Consider the following 20124-nt stretch of genomic DNA (forward strand, 5'->3'; position numbering starts at 1 on the left):
CGCCCCCCACCACGTCATTTGCCTGCCATGACCATCCTGTACGCCCCTGACTTTCCGCACGCCGAAGGCGCCACCCTGATCGAGCCGCAGCTGGCGCATGCGGCGTTCGCGCCATGCCGGGCGCCGATGCAAGAACTGCTCACGCTGCTGGGCGTGCGCGTCCCGGTGGACGACGGCTCGAGCGAGCCGCTGGGCTGGGTGCCGCTGTGGCGCGTGAGGCCCGGCCAGGCGCTGGTGCACGAGGGGGCCGCCGTCGACCACATCCATGTCGTGCGCTCGGGTTCGCTGAAGTGCGTGCGGGTCTGGGAAGACGGCTACGAGCAGGTGCTGGCCCTCGCGGGCCGCGGCGACCTGATCGGGTTCGAAAGCCTGAGCCGGGCACGCCACCTCACCGGCGCCGTGGCGCTGGAAGACGCGACCGTCTACGCACTGGCCGTGCGCGAAGTCGAGGCGATGCGGCGGCGCTGTCCCAGCTTCGACCGCGCGCTGCTGCTGGCCACCAGCCGCCAGCTCGCGGCGGCCGGCCAGATCGCCGAGATGCTGGCCCCGGTGAGCGCGGAAACGCGCCTGGCGCGCTTCCTCGTCTGGTATGCAGAGCGCATGGCCGAGCGCGGCGAATCACCGCGCCGCCTGCGCCTGCGCATGCCGCGGCGTGACCTGGCCAGCCTGCTGGGCGTGGCGCACGAGACGGTGAGCCGCTCGTTCTCGTTCCTGGCCGGGGCCGGAGTGCTGAGGGTGGACAACCGCGAGGTCGAGATCGTCGATCGTGACGGCCTGCTGGCCTGCACCCGCAGCACGCGCACCGGCAATGCCGAGAGCGCCCTGCGCGCGGCGCAGGCCGGCCGCAGCGCCAGCACGGAAGTGGCCAGCTGAGGCCGCATCGACCGCCCCGCACCAAGCGCATCATCTTGGCCAGCACCCTGTCCGAGCGGATTCCCGACGCCAGTGGCCGGTCGGCGGCGCCGCGCCAGCGCTTGCCAGGCCGCTGGCATGTGTTCGCCCTGGCCTTGCTGGGCTTGGCGGCGCTGGCGGCGGCACCGCTGCTCGCACAGCCGCTGGTGGGCCTGCTGGGCGCGCTGTCGGCGGCAGCGCTGGTGCATGCCTGGTACGCCACGCAGCGCTGCGAAACCTGCCTGGCCGAGCTGTCGACCATGGCCGCCTGCCTGGCGCAGTGCACCCGTGAACGGGACCTGGCGCTGGCTGACGGCGCGGCGCTGAACGTGGCGCTGCGGCGCGACACGCTGACCCCGTTGGCCAATCGCACCGCGTTCTTCGAGACGCTGGACGCGCTGGTCGACCGGCGCCGTCAGGAGGGCGGCCGCTTCGTGGTGTTCTACATCGACCTGGACGACTTCAAGCCGGTCAACGACCGCCACGGCCATGCGGCGGGCGACGCGCTGCTGCGCGCCTTCGGTGCGCGGCTGCGCGCCGCGGTGCGCCACGGCGACCTGGCCGCGCGCATCGGCGGTGACGAGTTCGCGCTGGTGATCGACGGCCTCTTCGCGCCTGCGGCCCTGACCGTGGCGCAGGCCCTGCTGGACGATCTGATGCAGCCTTACGCGATTGCCGGCGGCACGCTGCAGGTCTCGGCCAGCCTCGGCATCGCGACCTTCCCGGATAACGGCAGCGACGCGCGGCAGCTGGTGCAGGCGGCCGACAGCGCGATGTACCGCGCCAAGGCCGCAGGCAAGGGCGGCTTCATGGCCAGCGACTGGGCCGCCCTGGGTCTCGATTGACGCTCTCGATTGACGCGTTGTTCGGGTGCTAGGACTTTCCCTCGTCTTGCGCTTCAGTCAAAGACCGTTCCGCCATGCGTTGCGTGCACTCAATCTTTCGAAATGCACCCGCTGAAATCATGGTCTCGCCATCGAAGGCCCGCTGCACGCGTGCCGCGTCGACGGTGCTCGAGTGGCAGCCCGCCACTGTCTGGAAGTTCAAATGGAGAACGCATCATGAGAAAGTCTCTTGCGTCAGGACTGCTGCTCGCCGGCGTCCTGGTGTCCGGCGCGGCCAGTGCGGCGCCCTGGACCTGGAGCGGCACGCTCGCCGATTGGGGCGCCGCGGGTAGTGGCACCGGCGTCATCACCGACGGTGACGGCGACGTCAGCTTCACGCTGTTCAACACCACCACCATCCCCGACGGCGTCAATGGCTACGTCACGATCTCGGAAATCGAGATCGGCGGCGCGGACTACTACGACGTCGGCGTGAGCTGGGATGCCTCCACCGGCTTCCCTGGCGGGTATGCCGGCGGCGGACAGCTCGTCTACGCGATGGACGTGCTGGCACCGTCGACCGAGCGCATCGTCGCCGCGGCGCTGGACAGCGCGATCACCGGCACCGGCACCACCGCCCAGGCGGTGCTGCGCGACCTGCCGGCGAACACGCTGATCACCAACCTCGCCAGCTTCGACGGTGCGCACGACCCGGTGACCGGCTACGCCGGCTTCTCCGGTCGCAGCTCGGTGGGCGTGCAGCAGCTGTGGCAGCCCAGCCAGACGGGCGTGTTCCAGGACACGCATGCCTCGTTCGTCGTCGCCAACGTGCCCGAGCCCTCGCAATGGGGCCTGGTGGGCCTGGCGCTGGCTGCGCTGGTGTTCACGCGCCGCCGCGCCGGCTGAGCGCACGGCAGCGCCGCCGTTGCCCGGGTTCCTTGTCAACGAGCATGCAGGTCATGGTCATGAAGTCACTCGCTTGCCAACACCTGGCCGACGGCGGCCGTGGCCGGCAGCCAAGCGCGGCGCAGCGGTCCGGGTTGATGCGGCTGATCATCGCGGCGCTCACGGGCGCGCTGCTGCTCGTGGCCTGCAGCCGGCAGGATCCGCAGCAGCAGGCGCAGGCCCTGCTGGGTGCGGCGCGGCAGGCCATGGAGAAGGGCGACAGCGCCGCGGCGCAGATCCACCTCAAGGGTGCGCTGCAGGCTGCGCCGGACATGGCCGAGGCGCGCTTCCTGCTGGGCCGCAGCCTGCTCGACAGCGGCCGGCCGGCCGATGCGGCCGTGGAGCTGCGCAAGGCGCTGGCCCTGAAGCACCCGGCCGAGCAGGCCGTGCCGGCGCTGGCACGCGCGCTGCTGGCGCAGGGCGAAGGGCGCCTGCTGCTGACCGAGCACGGCAGCACCGTGCTGGAAGACGCGAATGCACAGGCCGACCTGAAGACCTCGCTGGCGCAGGCCTGGTTCCAGGCCGGCGACAACCGCCGCGGTGATGCCACGCTGGCCGAGGCGCTGGCGGCCGCGCCGATGCTGCCTGCCGCACGCATGCTGCAGGCCCGGCGCCTGGCCGGCAGTGGCCAGCTGGACGCCGCACTGGCCACGCTGGCCGAATTGCTCGAGGCCAACCCGCGCGAGGCGCAGGCCTGGTCGCTGCGCGGCGATCTGCTGTCGATCAGCCCATCGCACCGGGCCGAGGCCGTGCCCGCGTACGAGAAGGCCGTGGCGCTCGAGCCGCGCCTGCTGGCCGCGCATGTCGGGCTGCTGTCCGAACTGATCGCCAGGCCCGACGTCGCGGCCGCCGGCGTGGCCCTGGCACGGCTGAAGAAGGCCCTGCCGGAGCATCCGAAAGTGAGTTACTTCGAGGCCGTGCTGGCCTTGCAGCACCACGAGCTGAAGGCGGCGCGCCAGCTGTCCGACAAGCTGCAGCGCCAGGAACCCACCAATCCCGACTACATGCGCCTGGCCGGCACGGTGGCGCTGGCCGAAGGGGACGTGCGCAAGGCGGTGGGCCTGCTGGCCCAGGCCTTGCGGCAGGCGCCGGACAACACGATGGTGCGGCGGCTGCTGGCCGGCGCCCAGCTGCAGGCGGCGCAGCCGGGCCAGGCGCTGGCCACCTTGACGCCGCTGCTGGAGAAGGGCGTCGCCGACGTGATGGTGCTGCGCCTGGCGGCCGCGGCCCATGCCCAGCTGGGCGACTTCGGCCGCTCGGCGGCGATGTACGAATCGGCGGCGCGCGTGCAGGCGCCGGACGAGCGCACCCGCGCGGCCACGGCTTTTGCACGTTGGCAACACAACGAGGACCCGCGCGCGCTGGCCGAACTGCAGGCGCTGGCCAGCAGCGGGGCCGACACGGCGGCCGACCTGGCGCTGATCAACACCTGGATCCAGCGCAAGGCCTACGACCGCGCGGCCGCGGCCATCGACGCGCTGCAGCGCAAGCAGCCCGGCCAGCCGCTGGCCGAGATGCTGCGCGGCCGCCTGGCGCTGCTGCGCAATGACGAGGTCCAGGCCCGGGCCGCGTTCGAGCGGGCCGCGGCCCTGTCACCCACCTACTTCCCCGCCTGCGCCGCCCTGGCGGCGATGGAGCTGCGGGCCCAGCAGCGGCCGGCCGCGCAGCAACGCTTTCGCGCCTTCCTGCAGCGCGACCCCGACAACCTGGACGCGCTGGTGGCCCTGGCCGGCCTGCTGGAACAGGCCACGGTGGCCGACGCGGAAGTGCAGCGCCTGCTGGGCCGCGCGATCGAGCTGGCCCCGGGCAAGGCGTCCATCCGCGTGCTGCTGGTCAACCATCACCTGCAGGCGCGCGATGCCAAGCGCGCCGTGCAGGTGGCGCGGGATGGGGTGGCCGCGCTGCCCGGCGACCCGCAGATGCTGGACGCGCTGGGCCGCGCGCACCTGGCGGCCGGCGATGCCAACCAGGCGCTGACCGCGTTCAACCAGCTGAGCACGGCGATGCCGGCCTCGGCCCACGCGCAGCTGAACCTGGCCCGCGCCAGCCTGGCGCTGAAAGACGGCGCGGCGGCACGCCTGCACCTGAAGCGCGCGCTGCAGGCGCAGCCCGACTTCGTGCCGGCGCGCATGGCGCTGATCGAACTCGAACTGAGCGAGCAGCGGGGCGCCGAAGCGCTGGCCCTGGCCAAGGAACTGCAGGCGCAGCGCCCGCGGGACCCAGTCGGCCTGATGGCCGAGGGCCAGGTGCGCGGCGCACAGAAGCAATGGGACGCGGCGACCCGGGCCTACCGCGGCGCGCTGGCGCTGGGCACCGACCGCACCGACGTGGCGGTACGCCTGCACGACGTGCTGCTGGCCGCCGGCCGCCACGACGAAGCCGCGCAGTTCGCAGCCAACTGGCAGCAGGCGCACCCGCGCGACGCCGCGTTCCTGTCCTACCTGGGCGACGTGGCGCTGCGGCGCCGCGACCTGCCGCTGGCCGAGCGCCAGTTCCGGGCGCTGCTGGCGCTGCAGCCGCAGAACGCGCCGGCGCTGAACAACGTGGCCTGGGTGCTGCTGGAGCAGGGCAAGCCCGGCGCGCTGGCCTATGCCGAACAGGCCAACGCGCTGCGGCCCGACCAGCCCGGGCTGATGGACACGATGGCCATGGCCCTGGCCGCCGACAAGCAGCTGGCCAAGGCCATTGCCGTGCAGCAGCGGGCGGTCGCGATGCGGCCGGACGACGCCGGCCTGCGTGCCACATTGACCCGCCTGCAGGCGATGCCGGGTGCCGCGACCGCCGCCCGTTGAGCCCCGGGCGCCGGGCCGGGGCAGGGGCAGGGCGCCGGAGGGCACAATCGGCTTCCGATGAAGGCCTTCGACCGGCTGACGATCCGATGGCGGATCATGCTGCTGACGCTGGCGATCCTGCTGCCGGTGGCACTGGTGCTGGCGTGGTTCCTGGCGGCCGATGTGCGGCACGCCCGGGAAGCGGCGCTGCGCGAGGTCTCGATCCTGGCCCGCGGCACGGCCGACGACGTGCAGCGCCTGCTCGGCCAGACCGCCACGATGATGGCGCGCCTGGCCGAACGGCCGCTGGTCAAGGCAATGGATCCGGCGCGCTGCGACCCCTTGCTCGCCGAGTTCGTGCAGCTGAACCCCGAGCACGTGGCGATTGCCGTGCGCGACCGCGATGGTCGCGCGGTCTGCAGCCACCGCCCCGACGGCAAGCCCCTGCCGGCCGATGCACGACAGTTCCCCTGGTTCGAGGCGGCATTGCGCGGCGACCGCTTCATGGCCAGCAACCTGTTCATGCTGCCGGACACGCAGACGCGCGTCACGGCCCTGACCCAGCCCATCCGCGACGCCGACGGCCGGACCATCGGCGTGCTGGTGCTGCCGATCGACCTGTTGCGCCTGGGGGAGCGGCTGCTCGCCGCGGTACCGAAGAATGCGGTGGTCACCGTGCTGGACCGCGACCGGACCGTGCTGCTGCGGTCGGCCAGCGCGCCCCGCTACGTGGGCTCGCCGATGGCCGCCAGCGTGCCCGACCCGGCGCGCGGCGCCCGCGAAGGCACGCTCGAAGGCGTGGGGCGCGACGGCGTGCCGCGCCTGTTCTCCTACGTCACGCTGCCCGACCTGAAGTGGCGCGTGGCCGCCAGCCTGCCCATCGCCGAGGTCTTCGCCGAGTACCGCCGCACGCTGGCGCGCACCATGGCGCTCGGGCTCGGCGTGATGGCGCTGGCGGTCTGGCTGGCCTGGCAACTCAGCGGCACCATCGTCCGTCCCTCGCAGCGGCTGCAGGCGACGATTGCGCGTGTCACCGCCGGCGAACTGGCGGCGCGCGCCACCCTGGAGGGCCCGCCCGAAGTGCGCGCCATTGCCGAGCAGGTGAACCGGCTGCTCGCTTCGCGCAACCTCAGCTCGGCGCGGCTGGCCGGCATCTTCGATTCGGCCCTCGACGGCATCCTGACGACCAACGAGCAGCAGGTCATCGTCGACGCCAACCCGGCGGCCGCGCGGATGTTCCGCTGCCCGCGCGAGATGCTGATCGGCGCGCCGCTGGAGCGGTTCATCCCGGAGCAGTATCGGCGCCAACACCGGCTGGAGGTCGAGCAGTTCGGCGCCAGCGACCAGGCTGGGCGCCACATGGCGACGCTGCGCGACGTGACCGCGCTGCGTGCCGATGGCAGTGAATTTCCCATTGAGGCCTCGATCTCCTCGGCCGTGGTCGACGGCGAGCGTCTGTACACGGTGATCCACCGCGACATCACGGCGCGCCGGCAGGTCCAGGCCGAACTGCTGGCCGGCAAGGCCCAGCTCGAAGCGGCGCTCGCGAGCATGACCGACTCGGTGTTCATCTCGGACGCGCAAGGGCACTTCGTGCACTTCAACGAGGCGTTCGCGGGCTTCTACCGCTTCCGCTCGAAGGCCGAGTGCCCGACCGACATCGCCGACTACATCGCGTTGCTGGAGGTGCGCACCGCGGCCGGCGACATCGTGCCGCCGGAGCGCTGGCCGATGGCGCGGGCCCTGCGCGGCGAGCAGGCCAGCCGGGTCGAATACCGCCTGCAGCGCAAGGACAGCGGCGAGCGCTGGATCGGCAGCTTCAGCTTCGCGCCGATCCGCGGCGCGCAGGGCGACATCGTCGGCTCGGTCGTCACCGGACACGACATCACCGAATGGCGGCAGGTGCAGGCCGCGCTGGAGTCCTCCCACGCCGACCTGAAGCGGCTGCTGAACGCGGTGGACCAGGTGCAGGAACTGGAGCGCAAGCGCATCGCGCTGGAACTGCACGACGACCTGCAGCAGACCCTGGCGGCCATCCGGCTGGATGCCGGCGCCATCGTTGCCGAACGCGAGCGGCGACCGGAAGCGGTGGCCGAGCTGGCGCGGCGCATCGACACACTGGCCAGCACCGCGATCGCGTCGACGCGCCGCATCATCAACGACCTGCGCCCGCAGATGCTGGAAGACCTGGGCCTGGCGGCCGCGCTGGATTCGCTGGCCGCGCAGTTCACGCAGCGCTGCGGCATTGCCTGTGCGTTCGATGCCGTCGGCGACGAGACGGTGTTCGAGTCCCTGGGCAGCGACATCGCCACCTGCCTGTACCGGGTGGCGCAGGAGGCACTGAACAACGTGGCCAAGCACGCGGGCGCACGGCAGGTGGAGATGCACCTCGAGGCGTTGGCCGGCGGTGGCCTGCGACTGCGCGTGCAGGACGACGGGCAGGGCATCGGGGAAGGGGACCGCCACAAGAAGGAATCGTTCGGCCTGCGGGGCATGGCCGAGCGCGTGCGTGCCGCGGGTGGTGCGCTGCGCGTCGAGCGGGCGGACGGCGGCGGCACGCGGGTGCAGGTGGAACTGCCGGGTGCGCCGTCCGATGGCGCCCGTGGGGCCTAGCCTGAAGTTCGCCGCCTCCTTGATTTGACATAATATACATTGTCGCGCTTCTTTTCAGGCCGATTGCTTCGATGGCGCGCCGGCTCCGTGGGTGGTTTTCGGCGGCCGGTTCCCGCGACTTAGAGCCTGGCTTTGCGGCCATCGCTGCCGCTGGCTGATCTGTCCGTCTGGGCTCTGCCACTGGGGGCCAGCCCCCAGCCCCCCAGCATGCGCGCAGCCCGCGGCCGCTTCGCAGGCTACGCGTCAGCGGGCCGCGCGCCCCTGGCGGCCAACGCCACCGCCACCAGGTGCCGGCAGCAGGTCCGGCCGGTCGCGCAGGTCTTCAAGCCCCGCACGACGATCACCGCCAATCGACACCGGACCACCGGCAACCGGCGCGGCGGCCGGCGCGGCCACGGCCTGCTGCGGCTGGCCCGGCTGCTGCGCCTGCTGCTTCCAGGCGATGAAGAACCCACCGGCCGCGATCCCGCGACACAGGTCCTCCGGCGTTTCCAGCGCCGTGCCTTGCTGGCTGTAGCACTTGCAACGCGTCTGGCTGGCCACGCACGCGGCCGGATAAGGCGCCTCGACAGGCTGGGTCACTTGGTCATAGACCGCCGCCGTATAGGCCAGCCCTTCGACACGCGGCCGATGCAGCTCGACGTACTGCGCCACCGTCAACGCCTGATTGCCGCGCGCCTGACCCGCCACCGGAGGCACCGCGCCACCCTTGTACGTCACCGGCGCGGACGCCTGGAGGGCCGGCGCCGCCGCCGCAGCGGCATCACTCCCGAAATGCCGGTGATAGACGCTGTACACGAGGCCACCAAGCACCAGCGGCGCGGCGGCCAAGGCGTACACCCGCCCGGGGATGCGCCGCTTCACCGTGTGCACCTCGGCCGAGTGGTACAGCTCGAACACGTCCTCGGGATAGCGCCACTCCCGTTTCATCGAGTCGCCCCGACTATGCGCGACCCGATCGTGCACGCCGTTGGCGTACTCATGCACGACGGCGAAGTGCGTCCCGAACTTGCGAACGATGTGCAAATGCCGATCGCAGAGCCGCCGCACGAACGAGTCGAGCAACATCGGGTCCTGGGTGATCACGACGATATCGATGCCCTGGTGCCGATGCGTCGCCAGCCGCTGGACCCAATCGGGCGGAGCACCCCGCCCACGCAACGGGAAGACGAATTGCGCTTCGTCGATGATGAAGATGGCATTAGGCGGAAGCGCCTGCCATTCCTCGGGCTTGTGCTCCTGCCACGCGAGCTTGAGGCCCTTCAGGCCCGCGTGATAGACAGGCCGGCGATCCTTCGCCGCGAGCTCCCGATAGGTGGCGATGGTGTACAGCGTCTTCCCATGCCCAGGCAGACCGGTGATCAGCACGATAGCCATTACTTCACCGTCATCTTCTTGGCACCGCCCACGATGCCGGCGATGGTGACGCGCACCACCAACGCACTGCACAGGATCGAGACGCACGTCCCGATCTTCATCACGGCCAGCATGCCGAGCGCATCAGCCGGCAGCGCCTGGAGGTGCGACACCACCTGCGCCTTGGCCCAGCCGATCGACGTGTCGACCCCCTGGTACACGACATAACCGAGGCCGAGCGACACGAGGATTCGCCCGACGAAGTTGCCGACCGCGCCCGCAAGCGCACCCAGCAACGCACCGATGATCGGAGCAATGAGCGGCATAAAGCCCCCTACTGTTTGAACGCTATGAACGCCGCCGCGAGCAGACAGAAAGCGACGGCGACCTGACCGAAGAACGCCAGCGGGCCGCAGAGGCTCGAGAAAGGAATGACGAAGCTGCCGCCGTGAATGGCGATCGTCCGATCGCCTGGGCAGCTACCACCGCCGAGCGCGTCCGACTGGTCGATCTGCTGCGCGAAGTCGACGGTTTTCGTTTCCGCGTCGTTGTACGGATGCCCGGTGGGATGCGGGTTGTCGTCCGAGAGCGCCGCGCCGGCCTGGGAGTAGGCGCTGTGCGTCTCGTAGAGCTGGCAGTTCCGGACGTGCTGCTCACGAGCGACAGCGCATTGGATGGCGTCACCGTCGCAACTGAAGCCGCCCAAGCAAGACCCGCCCCAGCGGCCATCTTTGCAGGCGCTGAACGTGGGGTTCTGCTCGCAGAACCCGGGCTGCGGCTCAACGTCAACACTCACCGTCGTTCCCGTGCCCCCAGGCCCGCTTGTCGTCGTGGTGGTCGTGGTCGTGCAGGTCGTGCCGTTGCACTCGGTCTTCGTTTCGGTGCCGGTGGTATTCCCGTTCCCATCGTCCCCGGTGGTGGTCTTCGGCTTGTCCTCGGTCCAGCTACAGGCGAGGCATGCGCTCTGCCCGTTGATCGACCCGGGGCAGGTCCCGGGCTGGTCAGCGCAAGGAGGCGACGGAGGCGGCAAAGTCGGCTCATCGGGCGGCGGAGTCTTCGGCTGCGTCGGCGTCCCGTCGCAATACTCACCGTTCGTCTGACTGCTGCCAGTGGACCAACAATGCGTTGCATCGGCGCACTTAGCGGAGGCCGCCGTGAATTCAAGAGTACAGCCATAGTACGGGCTGCCGCTCCCAACGCACGTTAGCCGCGACTTCATGACATCCGTCTGCGACAGAGGGCCGTAACCATCATTTGCGAACGTCAGCCCGCCGCGCGGGCAATCGTACGGCACGCAAGTATTCCCGGCCCCAGGCCTCAAGCCTGGGTTGCACTTGCAGGTGCCGCCAGTGTCCGGCGAAGAGCCTGACGGACACGTGGTCGACGGCGTGCCTTGAATCGTGTCCGAACCAGTGCCCGAATTGGAGACATTACCGTACTGAGTCCGGTTCTCCCAGTGGTAAGTGCACGCCCCAACACTCGGCGACGGATACGTGCACGCGAAGGAATCAGCACAAGACGTACCTGTGCCATTCCAAGGCACACAGCCGCCGTGCAACTGCTGGCAGACGGATTCGCAGCTAGACCCGGTCACCCCGCTACGAGACCACGTCATACCAGAACCGGGCGCAACCCAACCAATCGCCCAGGACGAAGCGGACGCAGCACAAAGCACAACGACGACAAGCAGACGAGCGATCATTCGTCGCTCCCGGCCACCGGCCACACCACCAGCAGCACCGCCGGCAGCACCGCCAAAAGCACAATCCAGCCCCACATGTCCCGTCCCCCGATCGATGGAAAAAAGGGCGCCGAAGCGCCCCGCCTTCAGGCCGGTGCGCCCAGGCTCACAGAGCCTTGCGCATCCACTTGAAGACCGCGGCGGCCACGATGACCACCAGCACGGCGGCGCCGACCGTCGTCACGTCGGCCTTGGCGCCGGTGATCGCGTCGGTGACGTCGGTGGGCACGGCGGCCTGCGCCGCAGCGCCGGCGACCAGCAGGGTCGACACGATCGCGGCGCGCACGGCGCCGGTGTTGAGCTTCTTCATCACTTTCTCCACCCCGGAAATTGAAGGGATCGCGTGAGCGCCGGGGACCCGCTCACATCGAACACTAGGCCAGCGTGATACGCACGACGCGCGCACACCAGCCGAGGAACCAAACGCCCAGCACCAGCCACGCAACCTCGGCCCCGTCCTCGACGGACAGCGCCCAAGGCGACTGCTGAAGCAGGCACACGGACGGACTGATCGACACCGCGTAGTGATCAACGACCCCGAGGGAATCACTGATCTGGAAGTAGTCGGCTGAAGCCGTGAACTCGTCAGGCGACCAGATCTGACAGCTCAGCGTCTGACGGTCGCCGTCCACGACCACGCTGCGCGGATACCCGGCACACGCCCCGGCCGCCGCGTCCTCGACGGACGGCAGACACGAGCCATCGAGCACCGACCGATAGCCGAGGTCAGACACGATCGACCACCCAATCGGTCAGCCAGCGAGCCAGCGGAGGAACGACAGCGATCGCCGCAAAGGCAACCGCGTTGAGGATCAGGAAAAGATCAGCCACGCTCGCCCCTCAGTGCAGCCCGCCGAGGGCCTTGGCTCGATCGGAGAGCCACGAAAACGGGCCGGACGCGTCGAAGGGCCTCCCGTGGTCCGCGACCCGCTCAAGGCCCCACCTGTCACCCGCCCAACACCGGCGCCACTCGGAGGGCCACAGCTCGCCCTCCCCGTCCACCCAGCCGCCGCCCTGGGCACGCCGCCACGGGTCATGCAGGCTCGATCGAGCCTGGACGAAGGCCGGCAAACCGAGCCAGCGGCGAGCACGCCGAAGCGAGTGCTCCAGGCCGCCCACACCATAGATGCGAGCGCCCTTCGGGAAGCTCCCCAACGTCCCGGCGCTGCCCTTGGACATGTATTTCATCAGGTAGGGCACGGCGTTGCGCGCGACCACGCGATTGGACATGCCATGAGGCCACCACACACGAGGAACACGACCGCAGGACACACGAAGATCCCACTTAGGCATGCGGACGCCACGCGGAAGCCAGCAACAAACGTGGTAGTGAATCACCCCACGCTGCTGAAGCTCGGCGACCCAAACGTAACGACAGGCGAAGCCCTTCGAGCGACACCAAAGCCGAAAGCACTCGATCGCGCGACTCACGTCCCGCGCATCCCATTGCGCATTCGTACCCCGATACGTGAGCGTGACCATCCACGGCACATCAGACCGCCTACCGCGCTCGCTCACCGCATGCGCCCGAGCCGCAAACCCGATCGAACGACGAAGCCGCGCGAGGCGCGAAAGCTCGGCGTCTGGAACCAGTACCGAAAAAGCCTCGCGAAGCACCGCTGCCTCAACGGCAACGCCACTTCTCTGACTTGTTGGTACTGAGACAAGCCCAGCGGCGCTCCGCGCCGCTTCGAACTCCGCCGCGCTGGTGGCGCTCATGAGCGGGCGCCCCCAACGAACCGATCAACGGCCCGCTGGAACGCGGCCGAGATCCGTTGCCCGGCCTCAGCGCGCCGCCAAGTACCGACCGAGACCCCGGCGGCCCGCGCCGCCTCCGGCTGCGTCAGGCGCAGCGCCCAGCGAGCGAGCGCAATCCGCGAGGATTTGCGATAGGGCCCGCGCCTCACTGACACCACCGCGAAGGCGCTCCGCACCGACTCGGCCTCAACCGACGCTGCCGCCCTCACTGGTACGCTCCGGCAAAAGGGAGCACCACATGAAAGCATTCCTCATCGCATGCGCGATAACTGGATTCGCGGCCGGCTTGTACTACGGCACTCGACCGACGCCGCAAGAGCGGGCTGCAACCCAGTTCAAGAACGCGATGAGCCGCGCACTCAAGGAAGATCCCCTGCAACGACGGGGAGCATCCTCGACGACGCCGTAGCAGCTTCACAGCGAGTAGCCCCCAATCGGCATGCCCGCCCCATTCAGAAGCATCACATCGATGCCGCCGTCCTCGCCAATCTCCACCCGGCACGCCTGCACCTGGGGGTCGCTCTGCGCTTCCATGGCCAGCAGCCCGCGCAGGCCGTTGCCGAAGGCCGTCTGCACGGCGAGCGCGTAGGCCAACGCGCGTTCCGTTTCGGTCGGATGCATGGTGCACCCCTCGTCAGGTGGCCGCCGGCTTCTTGGTGAGCGGAGCCAACCGCGCGGAAACAGCCAATCGGCCGTTGCGGTCCACGTAGATCGACGAAGGGTGCAGCTGGTAGTCGCCGGGCGCGTATGTCAACGGCTCACCCGTCTGCGGATCACGATCGAGCGCGAGCTCGACCTTCTCAGGGTACGGCGGCGGGTTTCCCTGACGATCCACCGTATGCGCGTAGGCCGGCTGAACGTGGAACACGGCGGGCTTGCCCGCCTTGTCGGTGTACTTGATCGCCCGGGCGTCGGCCTGGGCTACAGTGATGCGGATCATGGTTGGCTCCTATCAGGTGCGTTTCAGTCAAAGACTGAAACACCCGGAGCCTATTTCAGTTGGAGACTGAAATGCAGTACGCGCTTGCACTGATTGACAAAGCTCTAGAACGGTGTCAGGGCAATGCGAGCGCCGTAGCGCGCCTCGCCGGGATCAAGCCGCAGTCGCTCCACGACATACGCCACGGAAAGCTGAAGATGAGCCCAGAAACAGCGGCCATACTGGCAGCGGCAATCGGCGATGACCCGGAGTACTCGCTGAAGCGAGTGATGCTCGAAAACGCGACAGGCGAAAAGCTAGCGAGGCTTCAGAAGGCTTTCAGGGTGGCGGCTGGCGTTGCTGGCGCTGCGGTACTGGCCGCGATGGCCGCCGCCCCCTCAGATTCCAGCGCTGGCACGATCAGGACGGATCGTGATGCCGTGCAAAGTGCACGGCCAGAGGGATTGCACGCTCTATACATTGTCGCGCATCTTTTGATGCCTCAATGAAAGAGTTGTCGGCGCAACCAATCGACCCAGGCTGCGGGATTTCCCAGGAATGGGCCGATGTCAGTACATCGGGCGCTTGTTCAACGCATCGGCAGGCACCGCCTGCATGACGTCCCAGTGTTCGGCGATCTTGCCGTTCTCCACGCGGAAGATGTCGACGATCACCATCTCCGGCGCATTGCCGGCCTTTGGCTGGCGCGTCTGCAGGAAGACCAGATCGCCTTCGGCGGCCACGCGCAGGAACTCGACCTTGAACTTCGGCGCGTTGAGCAGGCCCAGCTTCTCGACGAACTGCTTCACCGCTTCGGTGCCGTCGCCCATCATGGGGTTGTGCTGGATGTAGTCCTTGGCCCAGTAGCGGTCCAGCGCGGTGAGGTCATGGTCGCCGAACAGGGCCTGGTACGCCTTGAGCACCAGGGCCTTGTTCGCCTGCGCGGGGTTGTGCCTGGCCGCGGCGGCGTGGGTCGGCGTGGCCTTGGCCTCGGCGGCCCGGGCCGCGGGGATGGCGGTGGTGCCGATCAGCGCCAGCATCAGGCTCAGGCCCAGCGTCTTCGTGTTCACCACTTCATCTCCCCTTTGTTGACCTTCGCGCCAATGTCCAACGCCATGCCCAGGCCGGCCTTCGGATAGGCCTTCTGCATCGTCGAGATCAGGGCGGCCGCGTTGCTGGCTTTCGGCAGTTCCGCCTCGAACTGCTTCAGGTAGTCGCGCGTGTAGGCGATCGCGCTGTCGTCCAGCGCCGTGCCAGCGGCCATGTGACCGGGCACCACCAAGGCGGGCTTGAGCGCCTGCATCTCGTCGAGCTGGGCCAGCCAGGCCTGGCGCTCGCTGGGCTTCTGCGTATCGGCGGTCCAGACATGCAGGTTGCCGAACACCGCGATGTTGCCGACGATGGCCTTGATCGACGGAATCCACAGGTACGGCCGGTGCGCCAGTTCGCCGGCGGTGCCGCGGACCTCGATCGTCTCGCCGTCCACCGTCAGCGTGTTGCCGCTGATGGCATCGGGCAGGATCGGTTGCCTCGGCGCATTGGCACCCATCTTGGGACCCCAGAACGCGACCTTGCCGGCCATCTTGGCCTGGATCTTCTCGCGCACGGCCGGTGTCGTCAGCACCACGGCCTGCGGGAACAGGCCCTTGAGCACTTCGGCACCGAAGAAGAAGTCGGGGTCGGCATTGCTGATGAAGATGGTCTTCAGGGTCTTGCCGCTGTCCAGCACATTGGCCGCGACATGCAGCGCGTCGGCGCGCGTGAAGCCGGTATCGATCACCATCGCTTCGGTCTTGCCGCTGACGACGACGGCATTGACATGGAAGCTGCCGGCTTCGGCGTTGTAGACCTTCACCGTCAGCGGTGCGGCGGCCGGCGTCTGGGCACTGGCGCCCTCGGCAGCGACCACGCCCAGGACGAGGGCCGGGAAGAGTTGGCGGGCAAACCGCAAGCGAGACAGCATGGAAATCTCCTGAGCGATGGATGGGATGTCCGGACTCTAATTGCCATCGTACGGGTTGATAAACGGCGGATCGATAGAATGATCTTTGCGCCATTCGACCCAATCAGCGCCCTGCCCACATGGATCGCCTCACCGCTGCCCGCGTTTTCGTGACCGTCGCCGAGCGCGGCAGCCTGACCCAGGCCGCTGCACAGATGGAGATGTCCACCGCCATGGTCAGCCGCTACCTGGCGGCCTTGGAGGCCTGGCTGGGCGCCCGGCTGCTGCATCGCACGACGCGCAAGATCGGCCTCACCGAGGTCGGCAGCGCCGCGCTGGTCTCGTGCCGCCAATTGCTGGACCTGGCCGAAGACCTGCAGCACCAGGCCGCCGAGCGCGGCCGCGTGGCCACCGGCCGGCTGCGCATCACCAGCTCGGCATCGTTCGCCGAGGCCCAGCTGGCGCCTGCGCTGGCGGACTTCCAGCGGCTGCACCCGCAGGTGAGCTTCGCACTGCTGGTGGCCGATCGCAGCGTGGACCTGACCGCCGAGCGCATCGACCTGGCCGTGCGCATCACCAACTCGCTGGAGCCGACGATGGTCGCGCGACCGCTGGCCCTCTGCCGATCGGTGCTCTGCGCATCGCCCGCGTACCTGCGGCAGCACGGCACGCCCGGCACGCCGCAGGCGCTGCAGTCGCCGGCGCATCGCTGCCTGACGCATGCGATCGTCGGCGCGGCGCAGTTCCGGTTCCGCCGCGGGTCAGAGCTCATCGAACTGCCGGTGACCGAACAGCTGTCGACCAACGACACCGCCGTGCTGCGGCGCGCGGTGATCGAGGGCAGCGGCATCGGCATCTTGCCGACCTACTTCGTCGGCGACGACCTGCGGCAGGGTCGGCTCGTGCGCCTGCTGCCCGAGCTGGAGCCCGAAACGCTAGGCATCCACGCGATCCTGCTGTCGCGCCAGCACCAACCCCTCGCACTGCGGCTGCTCATCGATTTCCTGGCCGCCCGCTTCGGCGGCCCGACGGCACCCTGGGACCGTTGAACCGGGGCGCGGACAGGTCATCCGCCCGCCCCCCTCCCCCTACTGCACGCCGTCCCCGGAGACGCCGTGCAGCGTGGCGGCCACCAGCTGTTCGGTGCGCGTGATATGCGTGCGCAGCAGCGCAATGGCCTTTTCTTCCTCGCGGCCGATCACCGCATTGAGCAACTGCTGGTGCTCGTCGTGCTTGCGCCGCGGCACGGGCCGATGCCGCGCCGCCCAGCGGCGGTAGCGCTCGGCGTTGTCGAACAGCACATCGGCCAGCTCACGCAACAGCGGTGAGGTGCAGGCGGCGTACAGCGCCAGGTGAAAACTCCGGTGGCGCGCCGACCAGTCGTCATCGAGCGCACGCGCCTCGTTGCCCAGCCGCCGCTCGCTCAAGCCCAGGGCGTGGCCGGCGGCCACGACCTGCGCTTCCCACGCATCGTCGCCATGCCGCATGGAGTCGCGCAGCGCCTCGCATTCCACCAACAGGCGCACCCGCGCCAGGTCGCTGACGCCCGCTGCCGTGAGCGGCGCCACGCGGAAGCCGCGGTTTTCCAGGATGCGCACCAGGCCCTGCTCGGACAGGCGGTTCAGCGCTTCGCGCAGCGGGCTGCTGCTGACGGAGAAGCGACGCGCCAACTCGTCCACACGCAGGCGAGCGCCCGGCTCGAACTCTCCACGCACGATGGCCTGGCGCAGATCGCGATAGGCCCGCTCGGCCAGCGAGGCACCGATGTCGATCGGTTCAACTGTTTTCATGGGCTTCCATTGTCGCCCAAGGGAATTTCCGGAATTCGAGGGTTTGTGCCTATGCCTTGTTTTATGCATAAAACATAGAGTCGTGCCCATTCCATCGAACCAAGGAGAAATCGATGAAGCTGCTCTCGTATCTGGATGGCACCCGGGAAGACTGGGGCGTGGTCGTCGGCGAAGGCGTCGCGTCGCTCTCGGGCCGCACGGGCTGTGCCACGCTGGCCGAGTTCATCGCCAGCGAGGGTTTCTCGCGCCGCGCGCAGTGGGCGCAGGGCCTGCAAGCCGAACGGCCGCTGGCCGGCCTGCACTTCCTGCCCGTGATTCCACGGCCGGAAAAGATCGTCTGCGCGGTGCGCAACTACATGGACCACCACCAGGAGGTGCTGGCCGCCGGCATGCACCGGGAGTTGTCCGAAGAGCCGCCGATCTTCCTGCGCGTGTGGCGCTCGCAGGTGGGGCACCTGCAGCCGGTGGTGAAGCCGCGCGTGTCCGACACGCTGGACTGGGAGGGCGAACTCGCGGTGATCATCGGCCGCCCCGGTCGCGACATCCCTGCCGAGCGCGCCTGGGAGCACGTGGCGGGCTACTCGATCTACAACGATGTCAGCGTGCGCGAGTGGCAGTTCCACGCGAAGCAGATCGCCTCCGGCAAGAACTTCGAGGGCACGGGCCCGTTCGGCCCGTGGATGGTCACCGCGGACGAGATCGAGCCCGGTCGCCCGCTGCGGCTGCAGACGCGCCTGAACGGCGAGGTGCTGCAGGACAGCCACACCGGCCACATGATCTTTCCGGTGCCTCGGCTGATCGCCTATGCGTCGACGATCTTCACCCTCATGCCCGGCGACGTGATCGCCACCGGCACCCCCGCCGGCGTGGGCTGGAGCCGCAAGCCGCAGCGCTTCATGAAGCCCGGCGACGTGGTGGAAGTGGAGATCGAGGGCATCGGCGTGCTGCGCAACCCGGTGGTCGCGCAGTCCTGACCCATCGACCCACCCGCAACGCCCGGAGACAAGCGTCATGCAACGCCGAACATTCACCGCCGCCACCTTGTCCGCCTTCGCCTGGGCGTCCGCCCGCGCACAGGCGTGGCCGGGTCGTCCCATCAAGGTCGTGCAGGGCTTTGCCGCCGGCGGCAATGCCGACACCATCGCCCGCGTCGTCGGAACCGAGATGGCCCGCGGCCTGGGTCAGCCGATGATCGTCGAGGCCGTCACCGGCGCCGGCGGCACGCTGGCATCGGGCGCCGTGGCCCGGGCCGCGGCCGACGGCTACACGCTGCTGCTGGCCACGGGCGGGCATGCCGTGGCAGGCGCGCTGTACGAACGCCTGCCCTACAAGACGGTCGAGAGTTTCCAGATGGTCTCCACCGTCACCTACTTTCCGTTCCTGGTGGTGACCTCGCCGGCCTCGCGGCTGGCCAGCCTGGCCGATGCCCTGGCCGCCGCGAAGGCCGCCCCCCAGAGCGTGGCCTACGGTTCGGCAGGGGTTGGCTCGACCCATCACCTGGCAGGCGAGCTGCTGTCGCGCATGGCGGGCGTCAAGCTGCTGCACGTGCCCTTCCGCGGCGATGCGGCCTCGGTCACCGCCCTGCTCGGCGGCGAGATCCCGCTGGTCATCGCGCCGCCCACGGCGGTGCTCGGTCACCTGAAGGCCGGCAAGCTGCGCGCCCTGGCGGTCACCGGACCGCAGCGCTGGCCGCTGATGCCCGAGTTGCCCACCGTGGCAGAACAGGGTGTCCCGGGATTCGACGTGCGCTCCTGGGCCGGCTGGATGCTGCCGGCCGGTGCGCCACAGCCCGTCGTCGAACGCCTGCATGCCGAGACCCAGAAGGCGCTGCAGGTGGAGACTGTCCGCGCGCGCCTGGCCGAGATGGGCGGCGAAGCGCGTGGCAGCACACCGCAGGAGATGGCCGCGATGGTCAGCGCCGAAGTGAAGAAGTGGACCCAGGTCGTCAACGATGCCGGCATTGCCCGGCTGTGACGAAGGAGAACGCGCGATGAGCCTGATCCGTATCCGCAAGCAGGTCTTGACGGTCGAGACCATCCATCATGAAGGCGGGCCCTCCCCCGCGGTGCCGCTGCGCATGGCCGCGGCTGGCGCGGTGGTGCAGAACCCCTATGCAGGCCGATACGAGCCCGACCTGCTGCCGTTCATGGCCGAGCTTCGCACGCTGGGCCGCGCCTTGGCCGAAGAGGCTGCCGCGGTGCTGGGTCGCGACCGCGTCGAGGCCTACGGCAAGGCCGCGATCGTCGGCATCAATGGCGAGCTCGAGCATGGCGCGGTGTGGCACGAAGCCGGCGGCTGGGCCATGCGCTCGGTGCTGGGCGAGCCCAAGGCCATCGTGCCGGCAGCCAAGGCCGTGGCTTCTGCGGGTTATCGGCTGATGGTGCCCTTGCACTACATCCACGCCGCCTACGTCCGCAGCCACTTCAACGCGATGGAAGTCGGCCTGCAGGACGGTCCGCGGCCTGACGAGATCTTCTTCGCGCTGGTGATGGCCGACGGTGGCCGCATCCACGAACGCCTGGGGGGCCTGCGCAAGGACCAGGTGGCCGTGCACGACGGCCAGCGTTGAGCCCG

21 protein-coding genes are annotated in these 20124 nt (G+C 69.3%); 10 read left to right on the forward strand and 11 right to left on the reverse strand.

Annotated features, from left to right (window positions below; genetic code table 11):
* Window positions 1-27: 27 nt before the first annotated feature.
* From ACILR4_RS22015 to ACILR4_RS22035, 5 genes are all read left to right on the forward strand, one after another.
* On the forward strand, window positions 28-873 hold the full coding sequence (locus ACILR4_RS22015) for a Crp/Fnr family transcriptional regulator (protein WP_395703027.1): 846 nt from the start codon (window positions 28-30) through the stop codon (window positions 871-873).
* Window positions 874-908: 35 nt separating this feature from the next.
* The gene (locus tag ACILR4_RS22020) at window positions 909-1736 is read left to right on the forward strand and encodes a GGDEF domain-containing protein (RefSeq protein ID WP_395703028.1); all 828 of its coding nucleotides are present in this window, start codon (window positions 909-911) and stop codon (window positions 1734-1736) included.
* Window positions 1737-1952: 216 nt separating this feature from the next.
* Window positions 1953-2621, forward strand: coding sequence for a PEP-CTERM sorting domain-containing protein (locus ACILR4_RS22025; protein WP_395703029.1), 669 nt, complete (start codon window positions 1953-1955; stop codon window positions 2619-2621).
* Window positions 2622-2680: 59 nt separating this feature from the next.
* Window positions 2681-5452, forward strand: a complete 2772-nt coding sequence (gene prsT / locus ACILR4_RS22030) for an XrtA/PEP-CTERM system TPR-repeat protein PrsT (RefSeq protein WP_395703030.1) — start codon at window positions 2681-2683, stop codon at window positions 5450-5452.
* A 57-nt stretch (window positions 5453-5509) separates the two neighbouring features.
* Window positions 5510-8044, forward strand: coding sequence for a PAS domain S-box protein (locus tag ACILR4_RS22035; protein ID WP_395703031.1), 2535 nt, complete (start codon window positions 5510-5512; stop codon window positions 8042-8044).
* Between the two features lie 243 nt (window positions 8045-8287).
* On the opposite strand, the gene ACILR4_RS22040 is transcribed toward ACILR4_RS22035, so the two are convergent.
* From ACILR4_RS22040 to ACILR4_RS22075, 8 genes are all read right to left on the reverse strand, one after another.
* Window positions 8288-9421: a zonular occludens toxin domain-containing protein gene (locus tag ACILR4_RS22040; RefSeq protein WP_395703032.1), complete on the reverse strand. Its 1134-nt coding sequence runs from the start codon at window positions 9419-9421 to the stop codon at window positions 8288-8290.
* On the reverse strand, window positions 9421-9726 hold the full coding sequence (locus ACILR4_RS22045) for a DUF2523 domain-containing protein (RefSeq protein WP_395703033.1): 306 nt from the start codon (window positions 9724-9726) through the stop codon (window positions 9421-9423). Before ACILR4_RS22045 ends, ACILR4_RS22040 begins: the two co-directional genes overlap by 1 nt.
* Before the next feature lie 8 nt (window positions 9727-9734).
* Window positions 9735-10196: a virulence factor TspB C-terminal domain-related protein gene (locus ACILR4_RS22050; protein ID WP_395703034.1), complete on the reverse strand. Its 462-nt coding sequence runs from the start codon at window positions 10194-10196 to the stop codon at window positions 9735-9737.
* A 1051-nt stretch (window positions 10197-11247) separates the two neighbouring features.
* Window positions 11248-11451 (reverse strand): major capsid protein, encoded by a 204-nt coding sequence (locus tag ACILR4_RS22055; protein WP_395703035.1) that lies wholly within the window; start codon window positions 11449-11451, stop codon window positions 11248-11250.
* 64 nt (window positions 11452-11515) lie between these two features.
* Window positions 11516-11875, reverse strand: coding sequence for a hypothetical protein (locus tag ACILR4_RS22060; protein WP_395703036.1), 360 nt, complete (start codon window positions 11873-11875; stop codon window positions 11516-11518).
* Between the two features lie 106 nt (window positions 11876-11981).
* A complete protein-coding gene (locus ACILR4_RS22065) occupies window positions 11982-12371 on the reverse strand; it encodes a hypothetical protein (protein ID WP_395703037.1) in 390 nt (129 codons plus the stop codon).
* A 942-nt stretch (window positions 12372-13313) separates the two neighbouring features.
* Entirely contained in the window at window positions 13314-13520 is a 207-nt protein-coding gene (locus tag ACILR4_RS22070) for a hypothetical protein (RefSeq protein WP_395703038.1), read from the reverse strand.
* Window positions 13521-13533: 13 nt separating this feature from the next.
* Complete coding sequence (locus ACILR4_RS22075) at window positions 13534-13839, reverse strand: single-stranded DNA-binding protein (protein WP_395703039.1); 306 nt, start codon at window positions 13837-13839, stop codon at window positions 13534-13536.
* Window positions 13840-13910: 71 nt separating this feature from the next.
* Between ACILR4_RS22075 and ACILR4_RS22080 the strand changes: the two genes are divergently transcribed.
* Entirely contained in the window at window positions 13911-14327 is a 417-nt protein-coding gene (locus ACILR4_RS22080; RefSeq protein ID WP_395703040.1) for a helix-turn-helix domain-containing protein, read from the forward strand.
* Between the two features lie 60 nt (window positions 14328-14387).
* On the opposite strand, the gene ACILR4_RS22085 is transcribed toward ACILR4_RS22080, so the two are convergent.
* Both ACILR4_RS22085 and ACILR4_RS22090 read right to left on the reverse strand, forming a co-directional pair.
* Entirely contained in the window at window positions 14388-14891 is a 504-nt protein-coding gene (locus ACILR4_RS22085) for a nuclear transport factor 2 family protein (protein WP_395703041.1), read from the reverse strand.
* Window positions 14885-15781 (reverse strand): MBL fold metallo-hydrolase, encoded by an 897-nt coding sequence (locus ACILR4_RS22090; RefSeq protein WP_395703042.1) that lies wholly within the window; start codon window positions 15779-15781, stop codon window positions 14885-14887. The genes ACILR4_RS22085 and ACILR4_RS22090 overlap by 7 nt, the downstream gene beginning before the upstream one ends.
* Before the next feature lie 119 nt (window positions 15782-15900).
* Here ACILR4_RS22090 and ACILR4_RS22095 point away from each other — a divergent pair, with 119 nt between their 5' ends.
* The gene (locus tag ACILR4_RS22095) at window positions 15901-16809 is read left to right on the forward strand and encodes a LysR family transcriptional regulator (protein ID WP_395703043.1); all 909 of its coding nucleotides are present in this window, start codon (window positions 15901-15903) and stop codon (window positions 16807-16809) included.
* Between the two features lie 39 nt (window positions 16810-16848).
* Here ACILR4_RS22095 and ACILR4_RS22100 read toward each other — a convergent pair whose 3' ends face one another.
* Window positions 16849-17550, reverse strand: a complete 702-nt coding sequence (locus ACILR4_RS22100; RefSeq protein WP_395703044.1) for a GntR family transcriptional regulator — start codon at window positions 17548-17550, stop codon at window positions 16849-16851.
* A gap of 113 nt (window positions 17551-17663) precedes the next feature.
* Here ACILR4_RS22100 and ACILR4_RS22105 point away from each other — a divergent pair, with 113 nt between their 5' ends.
* The 3 genes from ACILR4_RS22105 to ACILR4_RS22115 are packed head-to-tail and all read left to right on the forward strand — an operon-like array spanning window position 17664 to window position 20119.
* Window positions 17664-18524, forward strand: a complete 861-nt coding sequence (locus tag ACILR4_RS22105) for a fumarylacetoacetate hydrolase family protein (protein ID WP_395703045.1) — start codon at window positions 17664-17666, stop codon at window positions 18522-18524.
* Window positions 18525-18561: 37 nt separating this feature from the next.
* Complete coding sequence (locus tag ACILR4_RS22110) at window positions 18562-19524, forward strand: tripartite tricarboxylate transporter substrate-binding protein (RefSeq protein WP_395703046.1); 963 nt, start codon at window positions 18562-18564, stop codon at window positions 19522-19524.
* A 16-nt stretch (window positions 19525-19540) separates the two neighbouring features.
* Window positions 19541-20119 carry an amino acid synthesis family protein gene (locus ACILR4_RS22115; protein WP_395703047.1) on the forward strand — a complete coding sequence of 193 codons (579 nt, stop codon included), beginning with the start codon at window positions 19541-19543 and terminating at the stop codon, window positions 20117-20119.
* The last annotated feature ends 5 nt before the right edge of the window (window positions 20120-20124 follow it).

Source organism: Aquabacterium sp. (assembly GCF_044226965.1).
In the GTDB taxonomy this organism is placed as follows: Bacteria; Pseudomonadota; Gammaproteobacteria; order Burkholderiales; family Burkholderiaceae_C; genus Pseudaquabacterium.